This window comes from Shimazuella kribbensis DSM 45090 (genome assembly GCF_000428065.1).
GTDB lineage: Bacteria > Bacillota > Bacilli > Thermoactinomycetales > Thermoactinomycetaceae > Shimazuella > Shimazuella kribbensis.
Map to the genome: position 1 here is coordinate 16,459 of NZ_ATZF01000010.1, position 23,029 is coordinate 39,487.

Sequence of the window (23,029 nt, forward strand, 5' to 3'; positions counted from 1 at the left end):
CTTCAGAAAAAGTTTACAGAAAGTCGGAAAAGTATACTTTCCCACTCCTTTTTATCCCAGTTACAGGTGAAGTAGGAGTAGGTGTCCGTAACGAAATCAATTCTTTTGTTCCTAGATAAGGAATTTTTTCTTGGGATTATATTGACCGATAGTTAGTAAAATCTTATAATTATGTTGATCGTCGGTTAGGATAAAAATAATGAGGTGAAACCTATGCCTTTACAACTTTATGAAAAAGAACGAATTTTGGACGCTTGTTTTACGGTGTTTGCCTGTCATGGATATGCGAACACCTCAACTGCAATGCTAGCAGAGGCGGCTGGCATATCCAAGGCACTCATTTTTCATCATTTCAAGAGCAAGAAAAAACTTTATTTCAGTGTTTTGAAACGATGTATCAAAAAAATGGCAACAGAAGTTGGTGATGACTCTCAGTCGGATTATCAGGACTTTTTTGAAGCTTGGGGAAAAAGAGGTCTACTCAAATTTGACTACTTAAAAAAGAATCCAAATGTAAATAAAGTGTTATTTGAAGCCTTTTATGCAACACCAAATGAAATAAAGGCAGATTTAAATCAATTTATGATAGATATTGAGGAAAAGTATGGATCAACTGACAGAAATAAGTGGAGGAATCAGCTGTTTGATAAAGTCCCTCTCAGAGAGGGAGTAGATAGGGAAGAGGCTCTTGAACTGATTCAAGTCACAATGGATTATTTCGAAAAAGTTTATTTATCGCAATTGACAAATGAAGGCGAATTAGATGAAGCGCTTTGGCAAAACATTTTTGATAAAAGGATCAATTTCCTAAATATGATTCGTTATGGCATCGAAGAGAAAAGAGATTAGCATATCTCATTTTCATTACTTAAGGGAGGGCTACAGATATGAACTCATATGTGCTTGGTTTCCAGGAAATCGATAAGGATAAGCTCATGGCTGTTGGGGGAAAAGGTGCTAACCTAGGGGAATTGTCAAGAATCGTAGGGATACAGGTACCAGAAGGTTTTTGCGTAACCACCGATGCGTACAAAAAAGTGATCGGACATAACGAGGAGTTAAATACCTTGTTTGATCAACTCTCACTACTAAAGGCGAACAATCAGGACAGGATCAAGATAATCAGCGTAAAGATCCGTGAGATCATCGAAGGGATAAAAATACCTAAAGATATAGAGGAAGCGGTAACTGGTCATCTGGCAAAACTAGGTGAGGGCAGCGCCTATGCCGTGCGCTCCAGCGCCACAGCGGAGGATTTACCACATGCCTCCTTTGCTGGCCAGCAGGATACGTATCTGAACATCATAGGAAAGGATTCGATCCTAAAACATATCAGCAAGTGCTGGGCTTCCTTATTTACCGATCGTGCCGTGAGCTACCGTATCCAAAACGGCTTTGACCACCGTCAGGTCTATTTATCGGTCGCCATCCAGAGGATGATTTTTCCTCAAGCCTCAGGAATTGTGTTTACAGCTGATCCCATCACCTCCAACAGAAAGGTCCTTTCCATCGATGCAAGTCTTGGACTCGGTGAGGCTTTGGTTTCCGGCTTGGTGAACCCTGATATTTACAAGGTTCGAGATGGAAGCATCATGGATAAAAAGATATCTGCCAAGAATTTAGCTATTTATGCATCTAAAGATGGCGGTACAACAGAACGGAAAATCGAATCCGAGCAGCAGAATGTGCAGACGTTAACAGACGAGCAGATTTTACAGCTTGAGCGCATGAGTAGAAAAATCGAGGCGTATTTTGGTTGTCCACAAGATATCGAATGGTGCCTAAGTTTGGGACATTCTTCTGATTCTAGTGATCTTCTTTCGAAAAAGGATCGCACACTCGCGGCGGATGGTACATTCTTTATTGTTCAGAGTCGCCCTATCACCACCTTATACCCCCTACCAGAGGTGAAGGATGGGAAGAATCATGTGTACATGTCGGCGGGTCATATGCAGATGATGACGGATGCCATTAAACCGCTAGGTATGTCCTTCTTCCAATTTGTATCCGGCGATATTTCAACTTCTACAGCTGGTGGAAGGTTGTATGTCGATTTAACACACGACTTGGCATCTTCCTTTGGAAGAAAGATTGTTCTAGCATTCGTGAAAAATGATCCTCTGCTTTACAATGCTATTTTGAGTTTAACGAAGCGAAACGCGTTTATGAAATCATTGCCAAAAGGAAAAAGAATTTATAGCATGCGCACAGAAGGACTATCTTTGGCCTCTTTTGTTCAGGCCATCAAGCTCTATCGTAAAAACGATCCTTCGATTATTCAGCAGCTTATTTCTAAAAGCGAGAGATCCATTAGGGAGCTAGAACAAAGGATTAGTAACATAGCTGGAGAGGATTTGTTCCCCTTCATTTTACAGGATCTGAAGCAACAGAAAGCAGATTTGGTTGTTCCACAAAGCATGGGCACGCTTATGGCAGGGATGTATGTGTCAAACTGGATCAATAAAAAAATGGAAAAGTGGTTGGGTGAAAAGAACGTAGCCGACACGCTTTCCCGATCAGTTGCTAATAATGTTACCTCCGAAATGGGACTTGCACTGTTAGATGTAGCAGACGTGGTTCGACCATATCCGGCAGTGATGGAATATTTTCATCATGCTAATGATGAAACCTTTTTTGAGGATCTAGCCAAGCTAGAAGGTGGCGATGCTGTTAGCCATTCCATAAAGGCATATTTAAAAAAATATGGCATGCGTTGCCCTGGTGAAATCGACATTACCAAGCCTCGCTGGAATGAACAGCCAACCGCGCTCATTCCTATGATCCTTAGCAATATCAAAATTTTTGCGCCTAATGCTCATGTTATTAGAATGGAGCAGGGACGGCAAGAGGCGGAGCAGAAGGAACAAGAGCTTATCAGTCGTTTAGAGCAACTGACTGGTGGAAAACAAAAGGCCAAAAAGACAAAGAAGATGATTAGCGTTTTACGCAATTATATTGGCTATCGGGAATATCCAAAATATGCTTTCATTCAACATTTCAACATTTATAAGCAAGCCTTGCTGAAGGAGGCTGCCGTACTTGTACAAAAGGGGCTCATCCGGGATAAAGAGGATATCTACTACCTGTCCTTTGATGAATTTCGCAATGTTATGAATACAAATCAGCTGGATTACCATATCATAATCAAACGAAAAGAGGAATTCCCATTATATGAAAAAATGACTCCGCCGCGGGTTATGACCTCCGAGGGAGAGATCATATCCGGTGCATATGACACTGGGACTATCCCCCAAGGTGCTTTGCCTGGGATACCCGTTTCATCTGGTATCGTCGAAGGACGGGCACGGGTCGTTTTAAAGATGGAAGACTCCCATATAGAGGAAGGCGATATTTTGGTCACTACTTTCACAGATCCCAGCTGGACGCCGGTGTTTGTTTCCGTCAAAGGTCTGGTGACAGAAGTAGGCGGACAAATGACCCACGGCGCTGTCATTGCGCGCGAATACGGCCTTCCCGCAGTCGTAGGTGTGGAAAATGCCACGAAGAGGATCAAAGACGGGCAGCGAATCCGTATAAATGGAACGGAAGGGTATATAGAGATATTGTGACCAGGGAATTCCCGGATGGAGGAAGGATTAAATGTGGGCATGAAACTGTTTTCAAAAAAAAAGAATGGGCGAGTTTTTAATCGTAACTTTATATTATTTCTTATTGGAAAATCGATATCCGACGTGGGAACCAGCTTGCAAATGGCGATTATGCCTCTTTATATCATCGATGCAGGTGGTTCTGCGGCTACTATAGGACTTTTTTCCTTCCTGTCGTTACTGCCGGCTCTTCTTGTCTATCCCTTTGCCGGAGTCCTTGGAGACAGGATGAATCGAAAAACAATTATGGTTGTAACAGAATTTGTTAGTGCAGGGGTAATATTGGGGATGGCTTATCTATCATATTTCGATAGCATGAGCCTTACTTTGTTGCTGTCGGTGCAAGTAATCATATCTTTATTGTATGGTTTGTTTGATCCTGCTACAAAAGGAATGCTGCCCCGGCTTGTGGAGCCGGATAATTTAACCCGAGCCAACTCTATCGTTTCATCCCTGCGAACAATGTCCGTTTTGGCAGGGCCTGTCATTGGTGCTGTACTGTACGTAAAATTTGGTATTACCATCTTATTCTTTATGAATGGAATATCATTTTTGTTGGCAGGAATCTGTGAAATGATGATTCGATATACCCATGCTAAACGGGAAGCGTCAGCGGGCATATTGGGTATAATTTCTGACTTATCCGAAGGCTTCACATTCATTCGGGCAAATACAATCATCCGTAAGCTATGCTATTTTTTCCTTGTAACTTTTGTTTTTGTACAACCAATTTTCACAGTTGTTTTGCCACTATTTTTTAAAACTCGTTTGGAATACTCCGACACACAGTACGGTTATTTACAATCTATACTCATATTGGGAATGTTAGTCGGTAGCATTCTTGTTGGTTTTTTTTTCAAAAAAAAGAATGGTGTGCTGAAACCATTGAAGTTTGGTTTAGGTCTCCTTTTGGTTAGCATGATAGTATTTTCAATTCTTATGTTCCCTGAGAATCTATCTATATTAGGGAATGATTCCATCCTATACTTTGTGCTACTGTCCATTGCACTAGGCTTGTGTAGTACTGCTATCATGTTTATCCAAATTCCAGTACAAACCTTTATCCAAAGGGAAACACCTAACGAATACATGTCTCGGATTTTTTCCTTAGTCGGCATGATTTCCCAAGGTGGCTTGCCGTTTGGCGCATTGGTATATGGACTTATTCTGGAGAGAGTTGAGGTACATTGGATTGTACTGTCAGCTGCCCTATTGATGCTGTTGATTTACGTGGTGTTTCTGGCCTCGTTCTTAAAAACGAAAGAAAAATTCACCTTAAAAACAAAGCTTGATTTAAAAAATTAACGAATCACATGTGTTTCCCAATGCGATCCAATATCCCTACTAATATTGTTTTTGAGTAGATCCATACAAAAAACCCAATCCAAACTACTTAGTGTAGTGAAAATCGGGTTTTTGGTATTTCTGAATTCTATGCTATTCGCATTTTTTGTTGGAACCGACTTTAGATACTTTTTCTTCTTACATATATTCTCCTAACCATTGAACCAACTGTTCCTTTGGTTGAATACCTACTAACTTGGATTTCATCTGACCATTCTGGAAAACCATTAAAGTAGGAATACTCATTACACCATATTTGCTGGCTGATTCTGGGTTGTTATCTACGTTTAGTTTTGCAATGGTTACTTTCTCACCAATCTCATCGTTTACTTCTTCTAAGATAGGAGCAATAATTTTACATGGTCCACACCAAGGAGCCCAAAAATCAACCAAAACAAGGCCACTATTTGCACCTTCCACAGATGTGCCAAAGTTTTTATCTGATACTTCTACTATTGCCATTTATTATTCCTCCTAAGTGTTACTTACAATTCATAAGTTAGTATACCACTTTTTAACGAAAAATCAACAATTTAGCGAATCGAAATTCTAGGAGGACGGAAGAAGCTTTTTGAGTTCTTTTGTTAACAAAGGAACAACTTCAAATAAATCGCCCACTATTCCATAGTCCGAGATTTGAAAAATAGGGGCATCTGGATCTTTGTTAATGGCTACGATAACTTTAGAACTAGACATCCCTGCTACATGTTGAATTGCTCCAGAAATCCCGCACGCAATGTACAAGTCTGGAGTAACTACTTTACCAGTTTGCCCAATTTGCAACGCGTAATCACAATAACCAGCATCACAAGCTCCTCTAGACGCTCCCACTGCTGCACCCAATACATCGGCTAATTCTTGCAGAGGTTTAAATCCTTCCTCACTTTTCACTCCCCGACCACCTGAAACGACAATCCTCGCTTCTGATAAATCAATCCCAGACGTAGCTTTTTTAACTACTTGAGTGACGAGGGTTCGCAACAAATCATCTTTCATTTGAAAAGAGATTTTCTCCGTTGTTGCGGAACGAGATGCATCAGGAGGAGAGAGAGAAATATTATTTGGACGGATGGTAGCAAATTGAACGCCAGAGGGAATGACTTTTTTGATAAATGCTTTCCCAGCATATATAGGACGTGTGTATATAATTTCGTGGTTTTCCAAATCAATAGAGGTACAATCGGAAATTAAACCAAGACCATAATGGGCAGCAATTCGGGGAGCAACATCTTTTCCCACAGTTGTATGGCCAGTGAGAATACAGTCTGGTTGGACAAGATCAATTACATGTTGCCATGCCAAAACATAGGCATCTGTCGTATAAGTATCCAAATAATCTTCTTCCATTAAAAGGATATGATCTGCACCATACGCCGTCAAAATGTCCACTTCTTTTTGAGCATTGGTACCTAAAACAGCTACAACCACTTTTTCCCCTTCTGCAATCAATCTAGCTGCGGCTAAACTTTCCAAGGTAACTTGCCTTAGATCCCCATCTCTTCGATCCGCAAAAACAAGTACTTTTTTGCCCATTCCTATCCATCTCCCTTCTAGAGTACTTTTGCTTCTTTATACAACTTCTCCACTAAAGACGCGACTTGTTCTTCTGTACTTCCAGTTAACAATTGACCAGCTGTCTTTTTTGGAGGCAAGAAAACTTCTTTTTGCGTTGTTTTGGATTGGAAATCATCCTCATTAAGCGGCAAATCCTCTACTTCAAAACGAGAAAGCGGCTTCCGTTTGGCTTTCATAATACCAGGAATAGTAGGGTATCTTGGTTCATTTAAGCCTTGTTGTGTAGTTACCAAAAGCGGTAGCTTGGTTTGAATATGCTCTACATCACCCTCAATATCTTTTTCAATGGTCACATCTTTCTCATTTAATGTTATCTTTGTAATGGTAGAAACATGAGGAATTTGAAGCAACTGTGCTAGTCTAGGACCAATTTGAGCTGAACCACCATCAACAGCCATATATCCACATAAAATGAGATCATAAGTAATTGCTTGTTCTTGTAAAACAGCATAAATAAGTTGAGAAATGCTATGTTCATCTAACTCTTCTTCAAGATCATCCGTTTCTACTAAAATAGCTTTATCTGCCCCCATGGCAAGAGCGGATCGAAGGGCTTGTTCGGCACGATCAGGGCCAATAGTAAGCACCGTAATCTCCCCGCCATGCAATTCTTTTAAGCGTATTGCTTCTTCCACCGCATACTCATCATACGGATTGATCACGAACTCTACTCCATCATCACTAATTACACCATTTTTGAGCACCAATTTTTCTTCCGTATCGAAAGTTTGCTTTAAACAAACTAAAAAATTCATGCTTCTCCTCCTTTTTCGCTTGTAATCCCATTTACAAACATTTGGTAAACTGGTTTTGATAGCGCTTGCAAGGAATATTTTTGTTGATGTAAAACCCATGAAGTCACTAGATCATCAAGTGTTCCAAAAATCATTTTTCTTGCTAACCTCGTATCTAGATTTTCACGAAATTCCCCTGACAACTTGCCTTGTTCCATTACATGCTCAATTAAAGTCAAGTATGCTTGCATCAGCTCTCCAATTTCTTTTCTTACCTGTGGATCAGACTGACGTACTTCCATCTGAACGACAACAGCTAATGCAGGATTCGTTTCTAGGTAACGCAGATGCAAAGCTATAATATGAAATAATTTCTGTTTTGCATCAGAAACAGACTTTAGGTTACGTTGTGCTTTTTGTACAAAATGGCCGATTTTCTCCCGAAAAATCGATATCAATAAATCTTCCTTATTTTCGAAATACAAATAAATAGTACCATCTGCAACACCTGCTTCCTTGGCTATCTTGGACACTTGCGCTCGATGATAACCATATTTAGCAAATATTTGAATAGCTGCTTCTAAGATGGCTTCGTATTTCTTGTTTATTCGTTTTGCCATCCGCCTCTATTCCCTTCGTTACTGAATGGTGATTCATTTTCTATTTCAATTTTATTAATACATGATTTTATTGTCAAACAAAAAAAGAAAGCAATGTAAATAATATGTTTTTACAAGATAAATCGCATAGCCCTTGCCATGGATTGGCATAATACAAAAAACTTCTCCTCCATGTAACAAAGGAGTTAACTAATGACACTTACAACAGCTAATTTCATGAATAATGAGACCTTCGATACAGAATCATTTGTTCAATCCATAAAAAATACACTACACACCCCCCCAGATTTAATAAGTCAATCATTCACCTTATCCTCTACGATGAAGGGATCTTGTGTATTTATTGAATCATTAGTGAACAAAGAGAAAATAGAGAACTTTCTTAGAAATAGTTTTGATAAAAAATTTGTTTTATCCGAGCATGAAGACCATCTATTGGAGTCATTAATAGATAGAATTCCATTTTCACCCGTGACATCCACTTCTGATTTTCGTTCCTGTATAAACAATTTACTAGAAGGTAAATGTTTGCTCCTTTTTCCTAACTGTAAAAAAGTCGTCTTGGTTGATGTCCTACAAATCGTTCATCGTGGAGTAAAAGAACCTCAGAGCGAATTGACTGTACGAGGACCACAAGAAGCATTTACCGAACCGATCCATCTGAATATTTCCTTGATAAGACAACGCCTGCAAAATGCTAATCTTCGAATTGAACAAGTAATTCTAGGTAAAAACACACAAACAAAAGTCATGATTCTTTCTATTCAGGACATAGCAAATGAGCAAGTAGTGAAAGAATTTCGTAAAAGAGTAACATCTATTCAAATAGACAGTGTACTAGATAGCTCTTATATAGAAGAATCAATACAAGATAAGACTTTTTCCCCATTTCCAACTTTATCTAATTCTGAACGTCCTGATGTAGCTATCTCTCATTTACTAGAAGGTAGAATTGTGATCATTGTTGATGGTTGTCCCAATGTACTTATCGGTCCTGTTACATTTTTTCAATTTTTTTCTGCACCTGAAGATCATTTTGAGCGAGCAGATATCGCGTCGATTCTTCGCTGGTTGCGGATCTTTTCCTTTTTATTAGCTGTATTTGTACCATCTTTGTACATTTCCATTATTTCCTATCACCATGAACTACTTCCAGACCCACTTTTGATCAATATTGCTGCGCAAAGAGAAGGAGTTCCTTTTCCAGCAGTGATCGAAGCACTTGTGATGTTAATCATATTTGAAGTTCTTCGAGAAGCAGGTTTTCGAATGCCTCGTATTGCAGGCCAAGCCATTTCTATTGTTGGAGCACTAGTTTTAGGACAAGCAGCTGTTGAAGCTGGGCTTGTATCGGCTCTTATGGTGATTATAGTTGCAACAACGGCTATTTCTAACTTTGTTTCTCCATCTTTTAATTTTGGGATTGCTCAAAGATTTTTACAAATTTTTTATATTGTACTTGGGAGTTTTATGGGCTTGTTTGGTATTTTGTGTGGAACCCTTTTTACAATTGTACATCTAGCATCCATCCGTTCATTTGGAGTTCCCTATCTTGCTCCAATCGCACCACTTTCCATTTCTGATTGGAAAGATGTATTAGTGAGAGTACCACGGCCTTGGATGAAAAAAATGCCTGAAATGAATGAAACGAAGCAAAAGAATAGGTGAAATAGATGCGTGTCAAAAAAATGATAGTGGTAATCATCGTTTGTTGTCTAACCTATTGCTTGTCAGGATGTTGGGATATGGTTGAAATCAATCAACTTGCCATCATTAATATGACAGGTATCGATTTTGATCCAAAAACAAAAAAATTGAAAGTTTACTATCATATCATTAATCCAAAAGGTATAACTGCGAAGCCAGGTGTTGATCGAGCTCCATTTTATTCTTTTCACGTGGAAGGTTCTAACACTTCGCAGATCATTTCCAAAGCAAATAATGTGATCGGAAGAAATTTATTTCCTGACCATTATCAAGCTATTGTTGTGACAGACAGATTTGCCAAAGCAGGAATCAAAAACACTATTAACTTTCACGAAAGACAAGTAGAACGGCGATCTTTCATCCATCTTTTTGTCACGGAATCTCCGCTTGAAAAAATAATGAAAACCTATATGACTTTAGACAAATTAGAAGGTACCGCACTTCGAGCTCTTGCTGAGAACCAAGCAAAAGAGTTTGGCACAGTAAGTAAGTTCTCTCGGATGAAAGATATAGCTGAAAACATGGAGACATCCGCTACAACATTCCTTCCGATTGTAGGTATTCAAGATTCCAATCAACCCAATGCAAAACGATATGAGGAGATTAATGCCAATTTGGGCAACCTAGTATTAACGGGTGGTGCAATTATGAAGAAAGATCAGATGATTGGAAGATTAGGATTATCCGATATGAAATCCACTCTGATCCTAAGAGGAGAAAACGAAAGGTTTTACAACACCCTCCATAGCAATGGAAAAATGATGGATATCCAAAGCATAAATACAAAAGTAAATAAAAAACTCACAATTGAAGATGGAACCCCCATTTGGAAAGTGAATTTATATACGGAATTACGAATACTAGACAATAATTTAGACGAACCACTTACTTTGCAAAACCAAAATAAAGTAAAAGAACGTTATAAAAAGTTTTTGATCAAACAATTAATCGCTATATATGAAAAAGGAAAAAAACAAAATTGGGATCTGTTTGATTTGGAAGCAACACTACAGAGAAGCCAAGGCAAGGAATGGAAAAACATGCATAAGAAAGACTCATGGAAAAAAATTAAATTAGATTTAGAAGTGAATTGTAAATTTATAGATGTTGGAGAAATTATTGACCCTTATAAGGGAAAAGGGAGTTAAAGCAATGGAGCGACCCCAGTTAAGTAGTTGGCAATTTTTTTTATTAACCATCTCACATTTAATCGGCAGCGCTTTTTTTTACATACCAAGCACACTTGTGGGAACATCCAAGCAAATATCGTGGATTTTGCCTTTGATTGCTGGAGCATTCACCATAATCATTGCATGTCTTTGGCTGCATCTAGCCTCGCAATATCCCAAACATAGTTTGATCCAAATTTGTTTAAAAGTTGGAGGCAAGTATGTTGGTTGTTTCTTCGCCTTGCTGTATATTTGGTATTGCCTGCAAATCACAAGCTGGGTTACTCGTGATATCGGTAATTTCGCAAAAATGACATTACTACCACATACCCCTATTACCATGTTTCATATCATGTTTCTACTCATCATCTGCTATGCATCAATAAAAGGAATAGATACCATTGCACGAACGAATGAATTGTTATTACCAATTGTAATAATAACGCTTTTTATCTTATTCCTTCTAACTATACCTGATTGGAAATGGGAACGTTTCGAGCCTTTATTACCATTTGATTGGAATGCATCGGTAAAGAACACTAGTAATTTAATGGCTTTTCCCTTTTTTGAATCGTTTACGTTAATGATAATCATTCCATATGTAAAAAACAAAGCTAAAAAAAATTTCTTGTTAGGGATGGGTTGTTACACCTTATTGTTAAGCATGGTTACTTTTTTTATTATTGGAACACTCGGGGTTGTTCGGTCTTCTCACGCCATTTACCCCTTATATACGATCATGCAAGAAATTCAGATTTCACCATTAATTGAACACCTAGAATCAACGATTTCCATGATACTTTTAACAACTATTTTCGTAAAAATAAGCATTACTTATTATTGTTGCGTTTTAGGTATTTGTCAATTGTTCCAACTAAAAGATCGAACATGGGTATCTATTCCTCTTATTTTATTAGTCTCTGGGATAGCAATGGCCTTTGAAGATATAGTAGAAGATGTTGATTGGTACAATAAATATGCTTTTGCCAATGGAGCATTATATGGAATTATCTTACCTCTCATTCTATTAGCGGTAAGTGGTATACGTAAGTTCAGTAACAGACAAAAGGAGAATATCGCCAAGTGATAACATTTCTTCTTTTCTTTTTGATTTCTTTTACGATTTGCCTTATTATTCTATTTAAAAATAAAAAACCTCGAAAAGAAATCATCTTATTTATCACCATTGCTATGCTTGGATTTGCAGATTGGATAAGTATTATCACACGCCATAATTTTAATCCGAATAAATGGATTGGTATCATCATTGATCAAATCAGCTTTTGGTAATACTAATGGTTGTCACTACAAGAATACCCAGCTATGAACTGGGTAAGATGTTTTCTAAATGTCAAATTGACTAGTGTACAATCCATGATAAAAGCCTTGTTGCTTCATCAATTCCTCATGTTTTCCTTGTTCTAATATCTCCCCTTGATTGACAACTAAAATTTTATCCGCATTTTCAATTGTTTTTAAACGATGGGCAATAACAAAGCTCGTACGACCTGCCATCAAATTTTTAAGACCTCGTTGAATATGTAATTCTGTTCGAGTATCAATATTAGAAGTAGCTTCATCGAGAATAAGAATATCTGAATCCATCAAGATTGCTCTAGCAATTGCAATCAATTGACGTTGACCATGGCTGAGATTCGTTCCACCTGACACAATTCTGGATTGATATTGTTCAGGTAAATGCTTGATAAAGTAATGTGCCCATGCCATTTTCGCAGCATTTTTCACTTCTTCTTCTGTTGCAGACTGACGACCATAACGAATATTATCCATTATGGTTCCTGAAAAAAGATACGTATCTTGTAAAACAATGCTTATGCGCTTTCGCAAATCATCGATTCGATACTCTTTTATATTGCGATCATCGATCAAAATTTGTCCTGCTTGAATATCATAAAATCGGGTCAACAAATTTATAATAGTAGTTTTTCCTGAGCCTGTAGGACCAACAAAAGCAATTGTTTCACCAGGTTTAGCATGTACTTGAATATTTTTTAATACGAGTTGACCTGCTGTGTATCCAAAGGATACATGTTCAAAATCTACTTTACCTCGAAATGATTGGACAGCAATTGCATTTTGTTTATCGGTAATTTCGGGTACTTCATCCATGATTTCAAATACCCGTTCACCACCAGCTATTGCAGATTGAATCGTGTTTAATAATGTAGCGATTTGACTGATTGGACGAGAAAACTGCCTCGAATAACTCACGAAAGAAGCGATGATACCAACAGTCATCTCACCCTTCAAAACTAACAAAGCACCAGCGCCTATCACCAAACCCAATCCTAAGTTATTAATAAAATTTATGATGGGATTGATAAACCCAGAAAAAGTATCTGCTTGTCTTCCAGATGCCCGTAATCGCTCATTGATTTCGTGAAATTCTTCTATTGTTTGTTCTTCTTTTCCATAAAGGGTAACAATTTCTGCACCTTGAATTTTCTCTTCTACAAAACCATTTAATTCCCCAATATCTCTTTGTCGTTTGATAAAACTGCTGCTACTATACTGATATATTTTTTTTGTGGACAAAACCATCAACGGGACAATAAAAAGTGTTATAACCGCTAACATCCAATTTAATGAAAACATTGCAATCATAACACCTGCTATAGATATAAAAGAAGATAGTACTTGTGTCACACTATGAGAAAGAGCACTATTCAGGTTATCAATATCATTCGTTACCCTGCTCATTAAATCGCCATGAGGCCTGTTATCAAAAAAACGAAGGGATAAAGTCTGTAGTTTGACAAATAAATCATTTCTCATTTGATTAATTGTCTTTTGAGCGATATGGATCATAATAAAAGTCTGCAACCATGAAAGTAACGTTGTTATAAAATATATTCCTGCAAGGAACACGATCATCCGTACTGCTCCTGAAACATCTTGAGGAATAATGTATTTATCAATAATAACACCTATATAATAGGGCCCCAGTAATCCAAGGAAGGATGTAAATAAGACTAGCACAATCGCAGTGACCAAATGAACTCTTTGCTTACCAAGATACTTGCCTATTCGTTTTACCGTATTTATTGCATCTTTTGGTTTCTCCATTTGAGCACCAAAACGACCTCCGCCACCACGAAAACCTAATCTCACTGATGGAGAACGTGTTTGATTTAAGCTCATTGTATCCCTCTTCCTGTCTCTGCTACAGATTCGGTGTGGCCACCTTGCGACAAATAAATTTCTCGATATACATCACAAGTCTCCAATAACTGGTGATGTGTTCCTCTTCCTACTAATTCCCCATCTTCTAGCACCAAAATATGATCTGCATCTAGGATGGATGATATTTTAGATGCAATGATGAAAATCGTTTTATCTTTTTCCTTACGCAGTGCAGATTGAATCATCTCCTCTGATTTGGCATCAACTGCGGATGTCGAATCGTCGAGGATTAGTATGGGAGCAGGACGTATAAGGGCTCTTGCCAGTGATAAACGTTGCTTTTGACCACCAGATAAATTCATTGCACCTTGTGTCAATTCATGATTGTATCCTTGTTCCAAACGATGAATAAACTCTACCGCACAAGCATCCCTAGAAGCAGTTTCGATAGCTGCTTCATCAGCTGAACTATTGCCATATCGAATATTTTCAGCGATTGTCCCTGAAAACAAAGTAGCTTTTTGTGTAACAAAACCGATAGAAGATCGGAGAATGGATAAGTCGATTTGTTTGATATTCACTCCATCCACTAATATTTCTCCAGCATCAACATCATATAAACGAGCAATGAGCTTTACCAGTGTAGATTTCCCACTACCTGTGGAACCAATTATCCCAATTTTTTTAGTAGCATCTACACGAAAAGAGACATGTTTTAATACTTGTTCTTCATTTTTACTATAACTGAATGAAACATCTCGAAACTCTATTTGTCCAAAAATTTGTTCAGGTCGGAAACCATCTGTAGACCTCATAATATTCACCTTTTGTTCCAATACCTCTTGTACACGTTCTACCGAAGGAAAAGCTCGAGTAATAAGAATAGAAACCATACTAATCGACATAAGAGACATTAAAATAAGCATCAAATAGTTGATAAAAGCCAAAATCTCCCCTACTTCGATACTATTATTAGCTACATTGAAACTACCCAGCCACAATGTCCCGATTATTCCGCCATTGATTACTAACATGATTACCGGCATCATAATAGAGTTAACTTGAACCGCAGAACGATTGGCTTTTGTCCACCCATCATTGACCTGTCTAAACTTTTCTATCTCTTGTTTTTGCTGGACATATGCTTTGATCACTCGCATACCTGCTAGATTCTCTTGAAGCTTGGTGTTTACTTTATCTATGGATTCTTGTACTTTTTTAAACAATCGACCAGATCGACTTACAATGAGAAAAATCGAAAACAACAAAATTGGCACAACAACAAACAAAATAGGGTATAGTCCGTTTCCGGAAAATAAAACAATCCCCATACTCCCAATAAATAAAAGCGGCCCTCTGACTAAAATGCGCAGTGTCATATTGAGAGCGGTTTGAATCGTTATGATATCGCTGGTAACAATCGTAATGAGTTTACCGGAACCAAAATATTCTCTATCTTCTCCTGAAAAAGTCATAATTTTATTTAACACTGTTTTTCTTATATCAGCTGAAAAATGAACGGCTGTTTTAGTAGAGAAGTAAATACAACCAAGCCCGCCTACCAAGCCAATTAATGCCGCTATAACCATAAACATCCCCATCTGAATTACATAGTCGTTATCATGATTGGCAATACCATAGTCAATAATTTTTTGCATAATAATCGGCTGGAGCAAATCCATTGTTACCTCTAATACCATTAATAACGGACCTAAAAACGCAATTCCTTTATAGGGTTTTAAAAACTTCCCCAAAATACGAAAAGACCGCAATGTATCTCCTCCCTATCCGGATCATTTACGCCAGTGAGAATTTTATATTATATTTATATACTTAGCAAACCGAAAAGCAATCAATCTTTCATTTTCGATATACTTGTATATTTCCCATCTTTCTATTTGCGATAAAGTCGCAAAACGGAAATTTGCGGCCGACATAAAAATCGAAATGGTAAAATGGTAGTTCCTAATCCCCTATTTACATATACATTTGTTTTCTCCAGGGTGTAAAAATCGTCTATATACTTTTTTGCTCCAGGAGGAGTAATCACAGCTCCTACTATAGGAAACCGTATCTGCCCTCCATGGCTGTGTCCTGAAATTTGCAGATCAACTTGATCCTGTGAAATCTCATCTGCAAAATCTGGACAATGAGAAAGAAGTAACGTACATGTATCTGGAGCACCTTCTAATGCTTGATTCAAATCAGCATTTCCCATTAATAAATCTTCTACACCAGCAATCACCAATGAATCATTTTTTTTCTTAATGGTATGGTGGGAATTACGTAAAACCGTAAAGCCTGCATCTTTTAGACTTGGGGCAACTAAATCTCCGTAATAATCATGATTTCCAAGTACTGCAAATTTACCATACGAAGCATCTAGTTCTTGAAGATAAGGTAAAACAGGAGGAATTACATCTTGCTTACCATCAACGAAGTCGCCCGTAAAAAGCAGAATCTCAGGCTTTAACTGCTTAATTTTATCCACAGTATGCAGAACATCTCTTTCATTCATATGAAAACCTACATGTAGATCCCCAAATACTACGATTTGAATACCTTCAAATGTCTTTGGTAATTTGGAAAGAAAAATCTTTCGTTCTACTACCTCGATCCATCTAGGTTCCACACCATAACTATAACCTGCGGTCAAAGGTATTAGAGTTGCTAATCCGATGAGCGAGCGCTTTAAAAAAGTACGACGGCTTAGCTGTTCCATGATTACTCCTTCTGAGTGAAAATATATCTTTATCATGATGTTAGAATTTACTACTCTTCTCAAGCCAAAATAATAAAATAGATAAAGTAATACATTTACATTTTTAGTAATAATTATTATTTCTCCATAACTACTAACTTTCCTGCTACTTTAAAGATAGAGCCCTTAAAAGCATCATAATATTTATCAACAATCCGATCGTGAATAATTTATGATATTTATAAAACTATTTTTATAGAGAAAGGAAACATGTTCTTCATATGGCCGCATCTAGCGGAACTCCTGAGATGATAGAATACTTGATCAAACAAGGCTTAGCGGTAAACTGTCAAGATAAAGATGGAAACACTCCCCTTCATTTTGCAGAGTGTTATTTGATTATATGTATAAACATATGGATCACTTTCCCGAAATGCTTCTTGAAAAATAGTTATATCATTTTCCATGACGATCGTAGATAACTGATGAAAACGTTTATGGTGACTCCTAATGTTTTGCAGATGAGGGAGGTCTCTACCTCTCATAATTCTGGCAAAATTTTCAAAAAAATACTTTACAAACATACATTCTGTTGTTAAATATCGACAGTTGCTCTTTGAAAAGAGGATAGGATATAGGGTTGTGCAAACCAATCGTTTTGCACGTAAAATGCTATGCGTACCGAAAAATGGCTAGACGGAAATGCGAAAACCAAGCAGTAAGTCTATGCTATGACGTAGCAACAAAAGCTCTGTTCAACCGTGGGACTCACGGAGTTAGCTTGGTAATGAAGTAGTCAGAAGGCTACCGTCCCAAGAATCCCACGGCTGAAGCCATGTGGAGTGTCAATGAATCATCATAGTCATCAAGTAGAGTTCAGACTTCCCCTTCACATCGCTATAGATAAAAAAAATCTAGAACTTGTAGCCTTACTATTAGAGAAAGGCGCTAATCCAAACTATCCTAACTTATTTATTCATGTCCCTTTGGAAAATGCGATAAAAACTAGAAACACCGAAATAGTACGATTGCTTTTACAATATGGCGCTAGCCCAAATCACGAAATTTCCACTACCTCTCTTCTACACTATGCTACTAGAACCAATAAATTGGATATTCTAGAACTATTATTACAACATGGCGCTAATCCTGAAGTTCAAGTGAAAGGACATTATTTTATGATCCGCCACTTCGTGACGCAAGATCAGTGGAAGCTATCCACTTATTGATTCGATATGGAGCAAAGACGGATAACTTAAAAGGTTTTTTGATCTGGCCCATGGGGCGAGGAGATATAGAAGTAACCAGAGAATTTATTCGTCTTGGTTCGCCAATAGATGACGCAAATTTATGGAATGAAAGTATTCGCGGCACCCAGGATCAAATGATACCTATGTGCCAATTATTACTAGAAGCTGGATTAGATGTAAATGTATCCATCCATTACTATGGTTCACCTCTTCTACGTGCGATTCACTATCAAAGTTTGGAATTGGTAAAGCTTTTTTTGGACAACGGAGCAGATATTATGGTCCATGATCCAGATTCAGGTTTGACACCATATGAACTTGCTATCACACAATTAAATAAAAAATGAGTAGTCTATTAATTGATCACATGCAAAAAAGAGAGATTCCTATACCCACTTTCCAAGAGGCTCCTGCATTAAATCAGATACATAATGCATGGAAGGAAGATCATTCTGACCTTGTTCAACTTAGCTTATATGATTGTAATGCATCCAACCATTTTGATCAGTTTCATACCCTTAAAAACATCACGGGATATGCTTCAAATGCACTTCCTTTTGTATACAAAGTAATGAAGAGGATGAAGACTATGAGCCACCATTATCCGATTATCGTGTTATCTTCCATCCATCCGATCCATGGTGTTTTATACTGTTAGTCTGTTGGTATGATGATTTTCTCTACACTACCATCTATCATCTTCATGTTCGATGTGACAAAAAATATGAAACGGAAATCCTACCATTATTTCAAAATTGGTTTGAGTCAACAGAAGACAGAGATTCGGAAATGATAGATCACTATAAACTAGGTGTATATCATGTTGATTGGAAAGAACAAGATCAGTCGGAGGATAGGAATGAGAGAATAAAAGAAGCAACGGACTTTTATATATCATCAGTAGAAGCCATTCATCAAAGCAATTTAAAATTCTACAAACGAACAAAATATAAACAACTTAAAATATTTCAAATTTGAATAGAATTCATTTGTTTATTAATTGCAATTCTTTTCCTGCGATCTATTTCTTTACCTTTTCGGCCACATGATTTAAAATTTATTCTGTAAGTGCTCTTTTCAAGATGTTATGGCTGTTTGGATAATTAGCATTTCTCTTGATACAGGGCTTTTCAAATTTTTAAAAATATTACTTTATTCGTTACAAAAAAATTAGGTTTCATATCATGTCGTAGATGGGCTAACCGAAGCTAGACTATTCCCTACTACAAAAAACACTTTACAGCAGGAGGAAACAAAATGTTAGTAGGAAAAAATGCAGTACGTGAGTTGTGTAATGAAATTGACAAGGTGGTTCGTGATATCGACCAGATTACACAGTCTAAAATTGACCGTACATCTGACAAGATTGACGCAGAACTGAATTCCTGTGGACGCGAATTGACCAATGCTCAAAACACATTAGAACAAATCAAACCGCTGGTAGATCGTCTTGTACAACAAGTAGGACAAAACGCTCCTGACCACGTACAGGTATTAGTTGGTTCTATTTGTACAGAAGTCATGTCTAAGGTAACTGGTGTTACTAGCAACCTTACAGAGGTTCAAAAGAACATCAAGGATGTTGATAAATTTACAAATGAAATTGACGGACTAACAAACGAAATTGATAAGCTAACAAACAAAATCGACGACATTACAGACAGTTATCAGAAATAAGGGGAGGTTTTTAGGGTGAGTGACTATACACCAAAACCAACACCAAACTATATGTCATCGGATTGGGGTAGTAATCAAACGAAATTAGCAACTTTAAACATTGATCATATTGCCGATAAAGCAAAATTTGCAATCGAAATTTTAGAGGCATCTGTAAAAGCATTTGACTCTCTCGAAAAGGAAATTGTAGATGCTTCTCATGCTACGAATCCAATCACTCGCGAAGGATTGCGTGCATTTTCATACCGTATTGATACCCAACAACAGCAATTGATTCAGGGTTTGCAACACTTGAAGCAGATGATGGATGATATCGACAAGACAACAGACTCCATTCAAAAACAAAAAACGAATTGGTAATACTTTTATTGCTCAGGTCAAAACCTGAGCTATTCTATTGTATTGGGGTTAAAACCTCCTATTCATGGTGGGCAGGTCGAAAAAAGGCATAATAAAAGCCTTGTCTTTCGAGAGACGAGGCTTTTAGTTTTTACGGTTTCTCTAGTTCTTGTCCAGCTTTTTGAACAAGCTTTTCCCATTGACTATTAAAAGCATCAATAGAATTATTCATCTTCTGAAAAACATCATTGTATACCGTAATATCTTGATTTAATTGGTCAAACTCAGCATCGGTAGGTATTTCACCCTTTTGCAACTTTTGAAAATATGATTTTTGCAGTTCACTCGATTTTTTCACTTCAGCAATATAAGCTAATTTGGCATCCAGCATCTTTCCAAAACTCTGAATGGTTTCATTCCCCAATTGTTTTATTTCTTTTGAAGGAATCTTCTCCATATATTTTTCCAAGGTTTTGAGATTCGCTTTTACTTGTTTGATCGTATTTTCAAAAGGTGGGATTAATTTCGTGTCAAGACGCTGAAAATCTGTAATCGCCTGAGCAATTTTCTTTTGATCCGTAATATTTGGATCAACAGACAAAATTTTATCGATTTCAATTTGATTTTTCATCTGTGATTCAGCTTTATCTAGTTCTTTTTGTATTTGGTCAGATAGAGAAGATGCAGTATACATGTTTTGAACCTCTGTACAACCAACTAACACCATAAAACAAAGTACAAAAACCGCAATTCCTATTCTTTTATTCAAGTCCATTCTCCTGATTCTAATCATAGTTACCTACAGAATTTAAATTATATATAATTCCATTTTTGTTATCTAGATCAAAAGCATAAAAACATACCCATAATAAAAGAATTACATTGGAAATTTGATACTTATTAAGTTCAAGATATAATCTGAGCTTTTTATTTAAATATTAGAATAAAAATTTGATTTTGTTCCCTCAAAAAGCAATTTTCACTTCAACTTAATTCATCCCATTCTTATAGACTGGATACTACAGGTCAACATCCTCATTGACGATTAAACAAATATAATTATATTATTAAGATAGTTGTTACAAACCACTCCTTGAAAGGAAAATCAGGTGTTCCATTTCGGAATGCTCCAGGCAAATGCCCCGCTGATGTCCGTCGGCTCACAGCCGATTCGTCAGCAGGACCGGCAGAAGCAGTATGGCATCTGGACCATGTTCGGTACGTGGGCTCTGCTGTTCACCTACGCGATCAGCACCCACGGATTCGCGGATGTCGCATGGATCCTCTCCCATCTGTACGATGTGGAGGCGGTACGATCGCATGATTCGCTCATGCGCATGGCTCCGACGATCGCAGCAACGGTGGTACTGGTCCTCCCCGTGATCATTCTGTTCGTCATGCCGATCGTTCGGTGGCGCCACAGGATGAAGGGCGAGCACGCGAACACGAATCTGTTCGCAGCCGCCACTCCCAAGGAGCAGTTCAAGATCATCATGATCACGCTTCTGGGTGAAGAGATTCTCGCACGGCTCATCTTCTTGGGATTTGGTACACAGATTCCTGGGATGGATGGATTCTTCGGATTCATCGTGCTCTTCGTGCTGGGTAACGGTGTTTGGGCCGTCATCCATCTCGGCAACATGAAGAGCAAGGAGGACCGGAAGTACATCATGGTTCTGCCTCAGTTCGCCGCCGGGTTCTTCTTCACCCTGATCTACCTGTCCTATGGGATCTTCGGCGCCCTGATGGCCCATGTCATCTACGACATGATCCTCTTCGCCGCTGACCGCAAGGATGTCTGGAACCTTGGCGAATTCCTGCTGATGATTTACCACCTCGTTGGTTTCGGTCTGGCTGCCTACGTGTTCTACGGCAAGGGCAACCAGTCCCTGATGGATATGAAGCACTGGTTCGATGAGAATGGTTCTGGAGGCTTCGCACTTCCCGGATGGACCTTCATTGACTACCTGTCGGTGACGATCATGCTCACCGCTGCTCTCACCCTTCTCATGGAACTTCTCCTGTTCGACCGTGAAGGTGGAGAGTCGAAGGAGGATGTGAAGGCTGATCTGACCCGGATCTTCTTCTTCAACTGCGCGTGCTTCGTCATCGTTCCGTTCATGGAGCACTTCGCTCCTGGTAACACGAACAACGCACTGATCAAGGTGTTCGTCATCGCGATCATCGGCTCGTTCGCCATCAAGTCTGCCAGTGGTTCTGGTGTGGCGCGAGTGTTCTGGGAGAGCATGCTGATTGCTCCGGTAGTCATCGGATGCATGCTTGCCATGGAGGACTACATGGCGCCTGTGCTGATTCTCGTCTATGTGGGTTACCTTACGATCGACCGGGTAATCCGCTTCAAGGATACGGACGAGCTTCCGGCTTCCTCCAAGGAGGAGATTTCCGCGATCAGCGGAACGTAACACAACCCCGCAGTGGTACGATGTCAGACTCCATGACATCGCCTCACTGCGGGGCACGTTTTTTTAGGAGAACAAACATTCACCCCCATCTATTTGAATGAATTCAATGGATTCCTCCTCTTTCCCCATTCATATAATTTAAATATTCAATGTATTTAAAACGCAGGATTCATTGTTTTACAAAAGCATTTCTATAATGGTAATTTCACCTAGAACCTAATCTTCCGCTCATCATTGATTGTTAAAATGGACCACTTTCCTATTTTTTATTTAAAAATCAAAATAGAACAATATTATAAATCATTTTTTATTAGTATCCCATTTATTCTCTGATGAAAGCAACTAAAGTATTTATTCCTTTGGAATATGAGTGCTATATATCATGTGTCTTGCCTTTCTTTTCTGTTAAATAATATTCTGCAATGGATTCTTGATAAGTTCGAAGTGTGTTGGTGTTAATAGCATAAAAGTTCCTTTTGCCTTGTTTTGTTTCCTTTAGTAATTCTGCTTGTTTAAGCTCTTTCAGATGATAGGAAATTTTTGATTGAGGCATGTTTAACGCATCTTGGATATCACAAACACATATTCCTCCGCTTTGGCAAGTATCGGAAGGGGAGATCGGTAATTGTTCATATCCTATTTTTACGAGATTTAAGATGCGTAGACGGATTGGGTCACTTAAAGCATTGGAAATAATAGCGATTTTTTCCATGGTAAAAGGCATCCATTTTCCCTCCT

The 23,029-nt window shown here is 38.1% G+C and carries 22 protein-coding genes and 2 pseudogenes; 15 read left to right on the forward strand and 9 right to left on the reverse strand.

Features of this window, described 5'->3' with window-relative positions; translation table 11 throughout:
• Positions 1-213: 213 nt before the first annotated feature.
• The 4 genes and pseudogenes from A3GQ_RS28250 to A3GQ_RS0112970 all read left to right on the forward strand — a co-directional run.
• A pseudogene (locus tag A3GQ_RS28250) lies at positions 214-366 on the forward strand (TetR/AcrR family transcriptional regulator); the annotation flags it as partial.
• Positions 367-405: 39 nt separating this feature from the next.
• Positions 406-849 carry a hypothetical protein gene (locus A3GQ_RS0112960; RefSeq protein WP_245596791.1) on the forward strand — a complete coding sequence of 148 codons (444 nt, stop codon included), beginning with the start codon at positions 406-408 and terminating at the stop codon, positions 847-849.
• Positions 850-887: 38 nt separating this feature from the next.
• The gene (ppsA, locus tag A3GQ_RS0112965) at positions 888-3,569 is read left to right on the forward strand and encodes a phosphoenolpyruvate synthase (protein WP_028777402.1); all 2,682 of its coding nucleotides are present in this window, start codon (positions 888-890) and stop codon (positions 3,567-3,569) included.
• A gap of 39 nt (positions 3,570-3,608) precedes the next feature.
• Entirely contained in the window at positions 3,609-4,913 is a 1,305-nt protein-coding gene (locus tag A3GQ_RS0112970; RefSeq protein WP_037464982.1) for an MFS transporter, read from the forward strand.
• 177 nt (positions 4,914-5,090) lie between these two features.
• Here the strand turns inward: A3GQ_RS0112970 and trxA are convergent, their stop codons facing one another.
• From trxA to A3GQ_RS0112990, 4 genes are all read right to left on the reverse strand, one after another.
• On the reverse strand, positions 5,091-5,414 hold the full coding sequence (trxA, locus tag A3GQ_RS0112975; RefSeq protein ID WP_028777404.1) for a thioredoxin: 324 nt from the start codon (positions 5,412-5,414) through the stop codon (positions 5,091-5,093).
• 87 nt (positions 5,415-5,501) lie between these two features.
• A complete protein-coding gene (locus A3GQ_RS0112980) occupies positions 5,502-6,485 on the reverse strand; it encodes an electron transfer flavoprotein subunit alpha/FixB family protein (protein ID WP_028777405.1) in 984 nt (327 codons plus the stop codon).
• A 17-nt stretch (positions 6,486-6,502) separates the two neighbouring features.
• Positions 6,503-7,282, reverse strand: a complete 780-nt coding sequence (locus A3GQ_RS0112985; RefSeq protein WP_028777406.1) for an electron transfer flavoprotein subunit beta/FixA family protein — start codon at positions 7,280-7,282, stop codon at positions 6,503-6,505.
• The gene (locus A3GQ_RS0112990) at positions 7,279-7,881 is read right to left on the reverse strand and encodes a fatty acid metabolism transcriptional regulator FadR (RefSeq protein ID WP_028777407.1); all 603 of its coding nucleotides are present in this window, start codon (positions 7,879-7,881) and stop codon (positions 7,279-7,281) included. Before A3GQ_RS0112990 ends, A3GQ_RS0112985 begins: the two co-directional genes overlap by 4 nt.
• Positions 7,882-8,073: 192 nt before the next feature.
• Between A3GQ_RS0112990 and A3GQ_RS0112995 the strand changes: the two genes are divergently transcribed.
• From A3GQ_RS0112995 to A3GQ_RS0113010, 4 genes are read left to right on the forward strand one after another with little or no spacing between them, the layout of a single operon-like run.
• On the forward strand, positions 8,074-9,549 hold the full coding sequence (locus A3GQ_RS0112995; protein WP_028777408.1) for a spore germination protein: 1,476 nt from the start codon (positions 8,074-8,076) through the stop codon (positions 9,547-9,549).
• Between the two features lie 5 nt (positions 9,550-9,554).
• Positions 9,555-10,736 (forward strand): Ger(x)C family spore germination protein, encoded by a 1,182-nt coding sequence (locus tag A3GQ_RS0113000; protein WP_028777409.1) that lies wholly within the window; start codon positions 9,555-9,557, stop codon positions 10,734-10,736.
• Between the two features lie 4 nt (positions 10,737-10,740).
• Positions 10,741-11,844, forward strand: a complete 1,104-nt coding sequence (locus A3GQ_RS0113005; protein WP_028777410.1) for a GerAB/ArcD/ProY family transporter — start codon at positions 10,741-10,743, stop codon at positions 11,842-11,844.
• Complete coding sequence (locus A3GQ_RS0113010; protein ID WP_028777411.1) at positions 11,841-12,047, forward strand: hypothetical protein; 207 nt, start codon at positions 11,841-11,843, stop codon at positions 12,045-12,047. The genes A3GQ_RS0113005 and A3GQ_RS0113010 overlap by 4 nt, the downstream gene beginning before the upstream one ends.
• Before the next feature lie 54 nt (positions 12,048-12,101).
• On the opposite strand, the gene A3GQ_RS0113015 is transcribed toward A3GQ_RS0113010, so the two are convergent.
• The 3 genes from A3GQ_RS0113015 to A3GQ_RS0113025 form a co-directional block, all read right to left on the reverse strand.
• Positions 12,102-13,919, reverse strand: a complete 1,818-nt coding sequence (locus tag A3GQ_RS0113015; RefSeq protein ID WP_342665003.1) for an ABC transporter ATP-binding protein — start codon at positions 13,917-13,919, stop codon at positions 12,102-12,104.
• A complete protein-coding gene (locus A3GQ_RS0113020; RefSeq protein WP_028777413.1) occupies positions 13,916-15,673 on the reverse strand; it encodes an ABC transporter ATP-binding protein in 1,758 nt (585 codons plus the stop codon). Before A3GQ_RS0113020 ends, A3GQ_RS0113015 begins: the two co-directional genes overlap by 4 nt.
• 122 nt (positions 15,674-15,795) lie before the next feature.
• Positions 15,796-16,623 (reverse strand): metallophosphoesterase, encoded by an 828-nt coding sequence (locus A3GQ_RS0113025; protein WP_037464931.1) that lies wholly within the window; start codon positions 16,621-16,623, stop codon positions 15,796-15,798.
• A gap of 245 nt (positions 16,624-16,868) precedes the next feature.
• Between A3GQ_RS0113025 and A3GQ_RS28530 the strand changes: the two are divergent.
• From A3GQ_RS28530 to A3GQ_RS0113055, 6 genes and pseudogenes are all read left to right on the forward strand, one after another.
• Positions 16,869-17,084, forward strand: a pseudogene (locus A3GQ_RS28530) (ankyrin repeat domain-containing protein); the annotation flags it as partial.
• A 366-nt stretch (positions 17,085-17,450) separates the two neighbouring features.
• Positions 17,451-17,831, forward strand: a complete 381-nt coding sequence (locus tag A3GQ_RS24405; RefSeq protein ID WP_051271759.1) for an ankyrin repeat domain-containing protein — start codon at positions 17,451-17,453, stop codon at positions 17,829-17,831.
• Positions 17,810-18,199: an ankyrin repeat domain-containing protein gene (locus tag A3GQ_RS0113035; RefSeq protein ID WP_156877708.1), complete on the forward strand. Its 390-nt coding sequence runs from the start codon at positions 17,810-17,812 to the stop codon at positions 18,197-18,199. The genes A3GQ_RS24405 and A3GQ_RS0113035 overlap by 22 nt, the downstream gene beginning before the upstream one ends.
• Positions 18,196-18,510 (forward strand): hypothetical protein, encoded by a 315-nt coding sequence (locus tag A3GQ_RS0113040; protein WP_156877709.1) that lies wholly within the window; start codon positions 18,196-18,198, stop codon positions 18,508-18,510. Before A3GQ_RS0113035 ends, A3GQ_RS0113040 begins: the two co-directional genes overlap by 4 nt.
• 599 nt (positions 18,511-19,109) lie before the next feature.
• Positions 19,110-19,529, forward strand: a complete 420-nt coding sequence (locus A3GQ_RS0113050; protein WP_051271762.1) for a hypothetical protein — start codon at positions 19,110-19,112, stop codon at positions 19,527-19,529.
• 15 nt (positions 19,530-19,544) lie between these two features.
• Positions 19,545-19,889, forward strand: coding sequence for a hypothetical protein (locus A3GQ_RS0113055; protein WP_028777419.1), 345 nt, complete (start codon positions 19,545-19,547; stop codon positions 19,887-19,889).
• Between the two features lie 130 nt (positions 19,890-20,019).
• Here A3GQ_RS0113055 and A3GQ_RS0113060 read toward each other — a convergent pair whose 3' ends face one another.
• Positions 20,020-20,637 (reverse strand): YkyA family protein, encoded by a 618-nt coding sequence (locus A3GQ_RS0113060; RefSeq protein WP_028777420.1) that lies wholly within the window; start codon positions 20,635-20,637, stop codon positions 20,020-20,022.
• Positions 20,638-20,992: 355 nt separating this feature from the next.
• Between A3GQ_RS0113060 and A3GQ_RS0113065 the strand changes: the two genes are divergently transcribed.
• Entirely contained in the window at positions 20,993-22,291 is a 1,299-nt protein-coding gene (locus A3GQ_RS0113065) for a CPBP family glutamic-type intramembrane protease (RefSeq protein ID WP_028777421.1), read from the forward strand.
• Positions 22,292-22,664: 373 nt separating this feature from the next.
• On the opposite strand, the gene A3GQ_RS0113070 is transcribed toward A3GQ_RS0113065, so the two are convergent.
• The gene (locus A3GQ_RS0113070) at positions 22,665-23,015 is read right to left on the reverse strand and encodes an ArsR/SmtB family transcription factor (protein ID WP_051271765.1); all 351 of its coding nucleotides are present in this window, start codon (positions 23,013-23,015) and stop codon (positions 22,665-22,667) included.
• Positions 23,016-23,029: the final 14 nt, after the last annotated feature.

What these genes read in the sequence shown, in the direction of transcription:
- A3GQ_RS0112960 (WP_245596791.1), top strand. Translation starts at nt 406, where the DNA reads ATGGCAACAGAAGTTGGTGATGACTCTCAGTCGGATTATCAGGACTTT.
- ppsA (WP_028777402.1), top strand. Translation starts at nt 888, where the DNA reads ATGAACTCATATGTGCTTGGTTTCCAGGAAATCGATAAGGATAAGCTC.
- A3GQ_RS0112970 (WP_037464982.1), top strand. Translation starts at nt 3,609, where the DNA reads ATGAAACTGTTTTCAAAAAAAAAGAATGGGCGAGTTTTTAATCGTAAC.
- trxA (WP_028777404.1), bottom strand. Translation starts at nt 5,414, where the DNA reads ATGGCAATAGTAGAAGTATCAGATAAAAACTTTGGCACATCTGTGGAA.
- A3GQ_RS0112980 (WP_028777405.1), bottom strand. Translation starts at nt 6,485, where the DNA reads ATGGGCAAAAAAGTACTTGTTTTTGCGGATCGAAGAGATGGGGATCTA.
- A3GQ_RS0112985 (WP_028777406.1), bottom strand. Translation starts at nt 7,282, where the DNA reads ATGAATTTTTTAGTTTGTTTAAAGCAAACTTTCGATACGGAAGAAAAA.
- A3GQ_RS0112990 (WP_028777407.1), bottom strand. Translation starts at nt 7,881, where the DNA reads ATGGCAAAACGAATAAACAAGAAATACGAAGCCATCTTAGAAGCAGCT.
- A3GQ_RS0112995 (WP_028777408.1), top strand. Translation starts at nt 8,074, where the DNA reads ATGACACTTACAACAGCTAATTTCATGAATAATGAGACCTTCGATACA.
- A3GQ_RS0113000 (WP_028777409.1), top strand. Translation starts at nt 9,555, where the DNA reads ATGCGTGTCAAAAAAATGATAGTGGTAATCATCGTTTGTTGTCTAACC.
- A3GQ_RS0113005 (WP_028777410.1), top strand. Translation starts at nt 10,741, where the DNA reads ATGGAGCGACCCCAGTTAAGTAGTTGGCAATTTTTTTTATTAACCATC.
- A3GQ_RS0113015 (WP_342665003.1), bottom strand. Translation starts at nt 13,919, where the DNA reads ATGAGCTTAAATCAAACACGTTCTCCATCAGTGAGATTAGGTTTTCGT.
- A3GQ_RS0113025 (WP_037464931.1), bottom strand. Translation starts at nt 16,623, where the DNA reads ATGGAACAGCTAAGCCGTCGTACTTTTTTAAAGCGCTCGCTCATCGGA.
- A3GQ_RS24405 (WP_051271759.1), top strand. Translation starts at nt 17,451, where the DNA reads ATGAATCATCATAGTCATCAAGTAGAGTTCAGACTTCCCCTTCACATC.
- A3GQ_RS0113040 (WP_156877709.1), top strand. Translation starts at nt 18,196, where the DNA reads ATGAGTAGTCTATTAATTGATCACATGCAAAAAAGAGAGATTCCTATA.
- A3GQ_RS0113050 (WP_051271762.1), top strand. Translation starts at nt 19,110, where the DNA reads ATGTTAGTAGGAAAAAATGCAGTACGTGAGTTGTGTAATGAAATTGAC.
- A3GQ_RS0113065 (WP_028777421.1), top strand. Translation starts at nt 20,993, where the DNA reads ATGCTCCAGGCAAATGCCCCGCTGATGTCCGTCGGCTCACAGCCGATT.
- A3GQ_RS0113070 (WP_051271765.1), bottom strand. Translation starts at nt 23,015, where the DNA reads ATGCCTTTTACCATGGAAAAAATCGCTATTATTTCCAATGCTTTAAGT.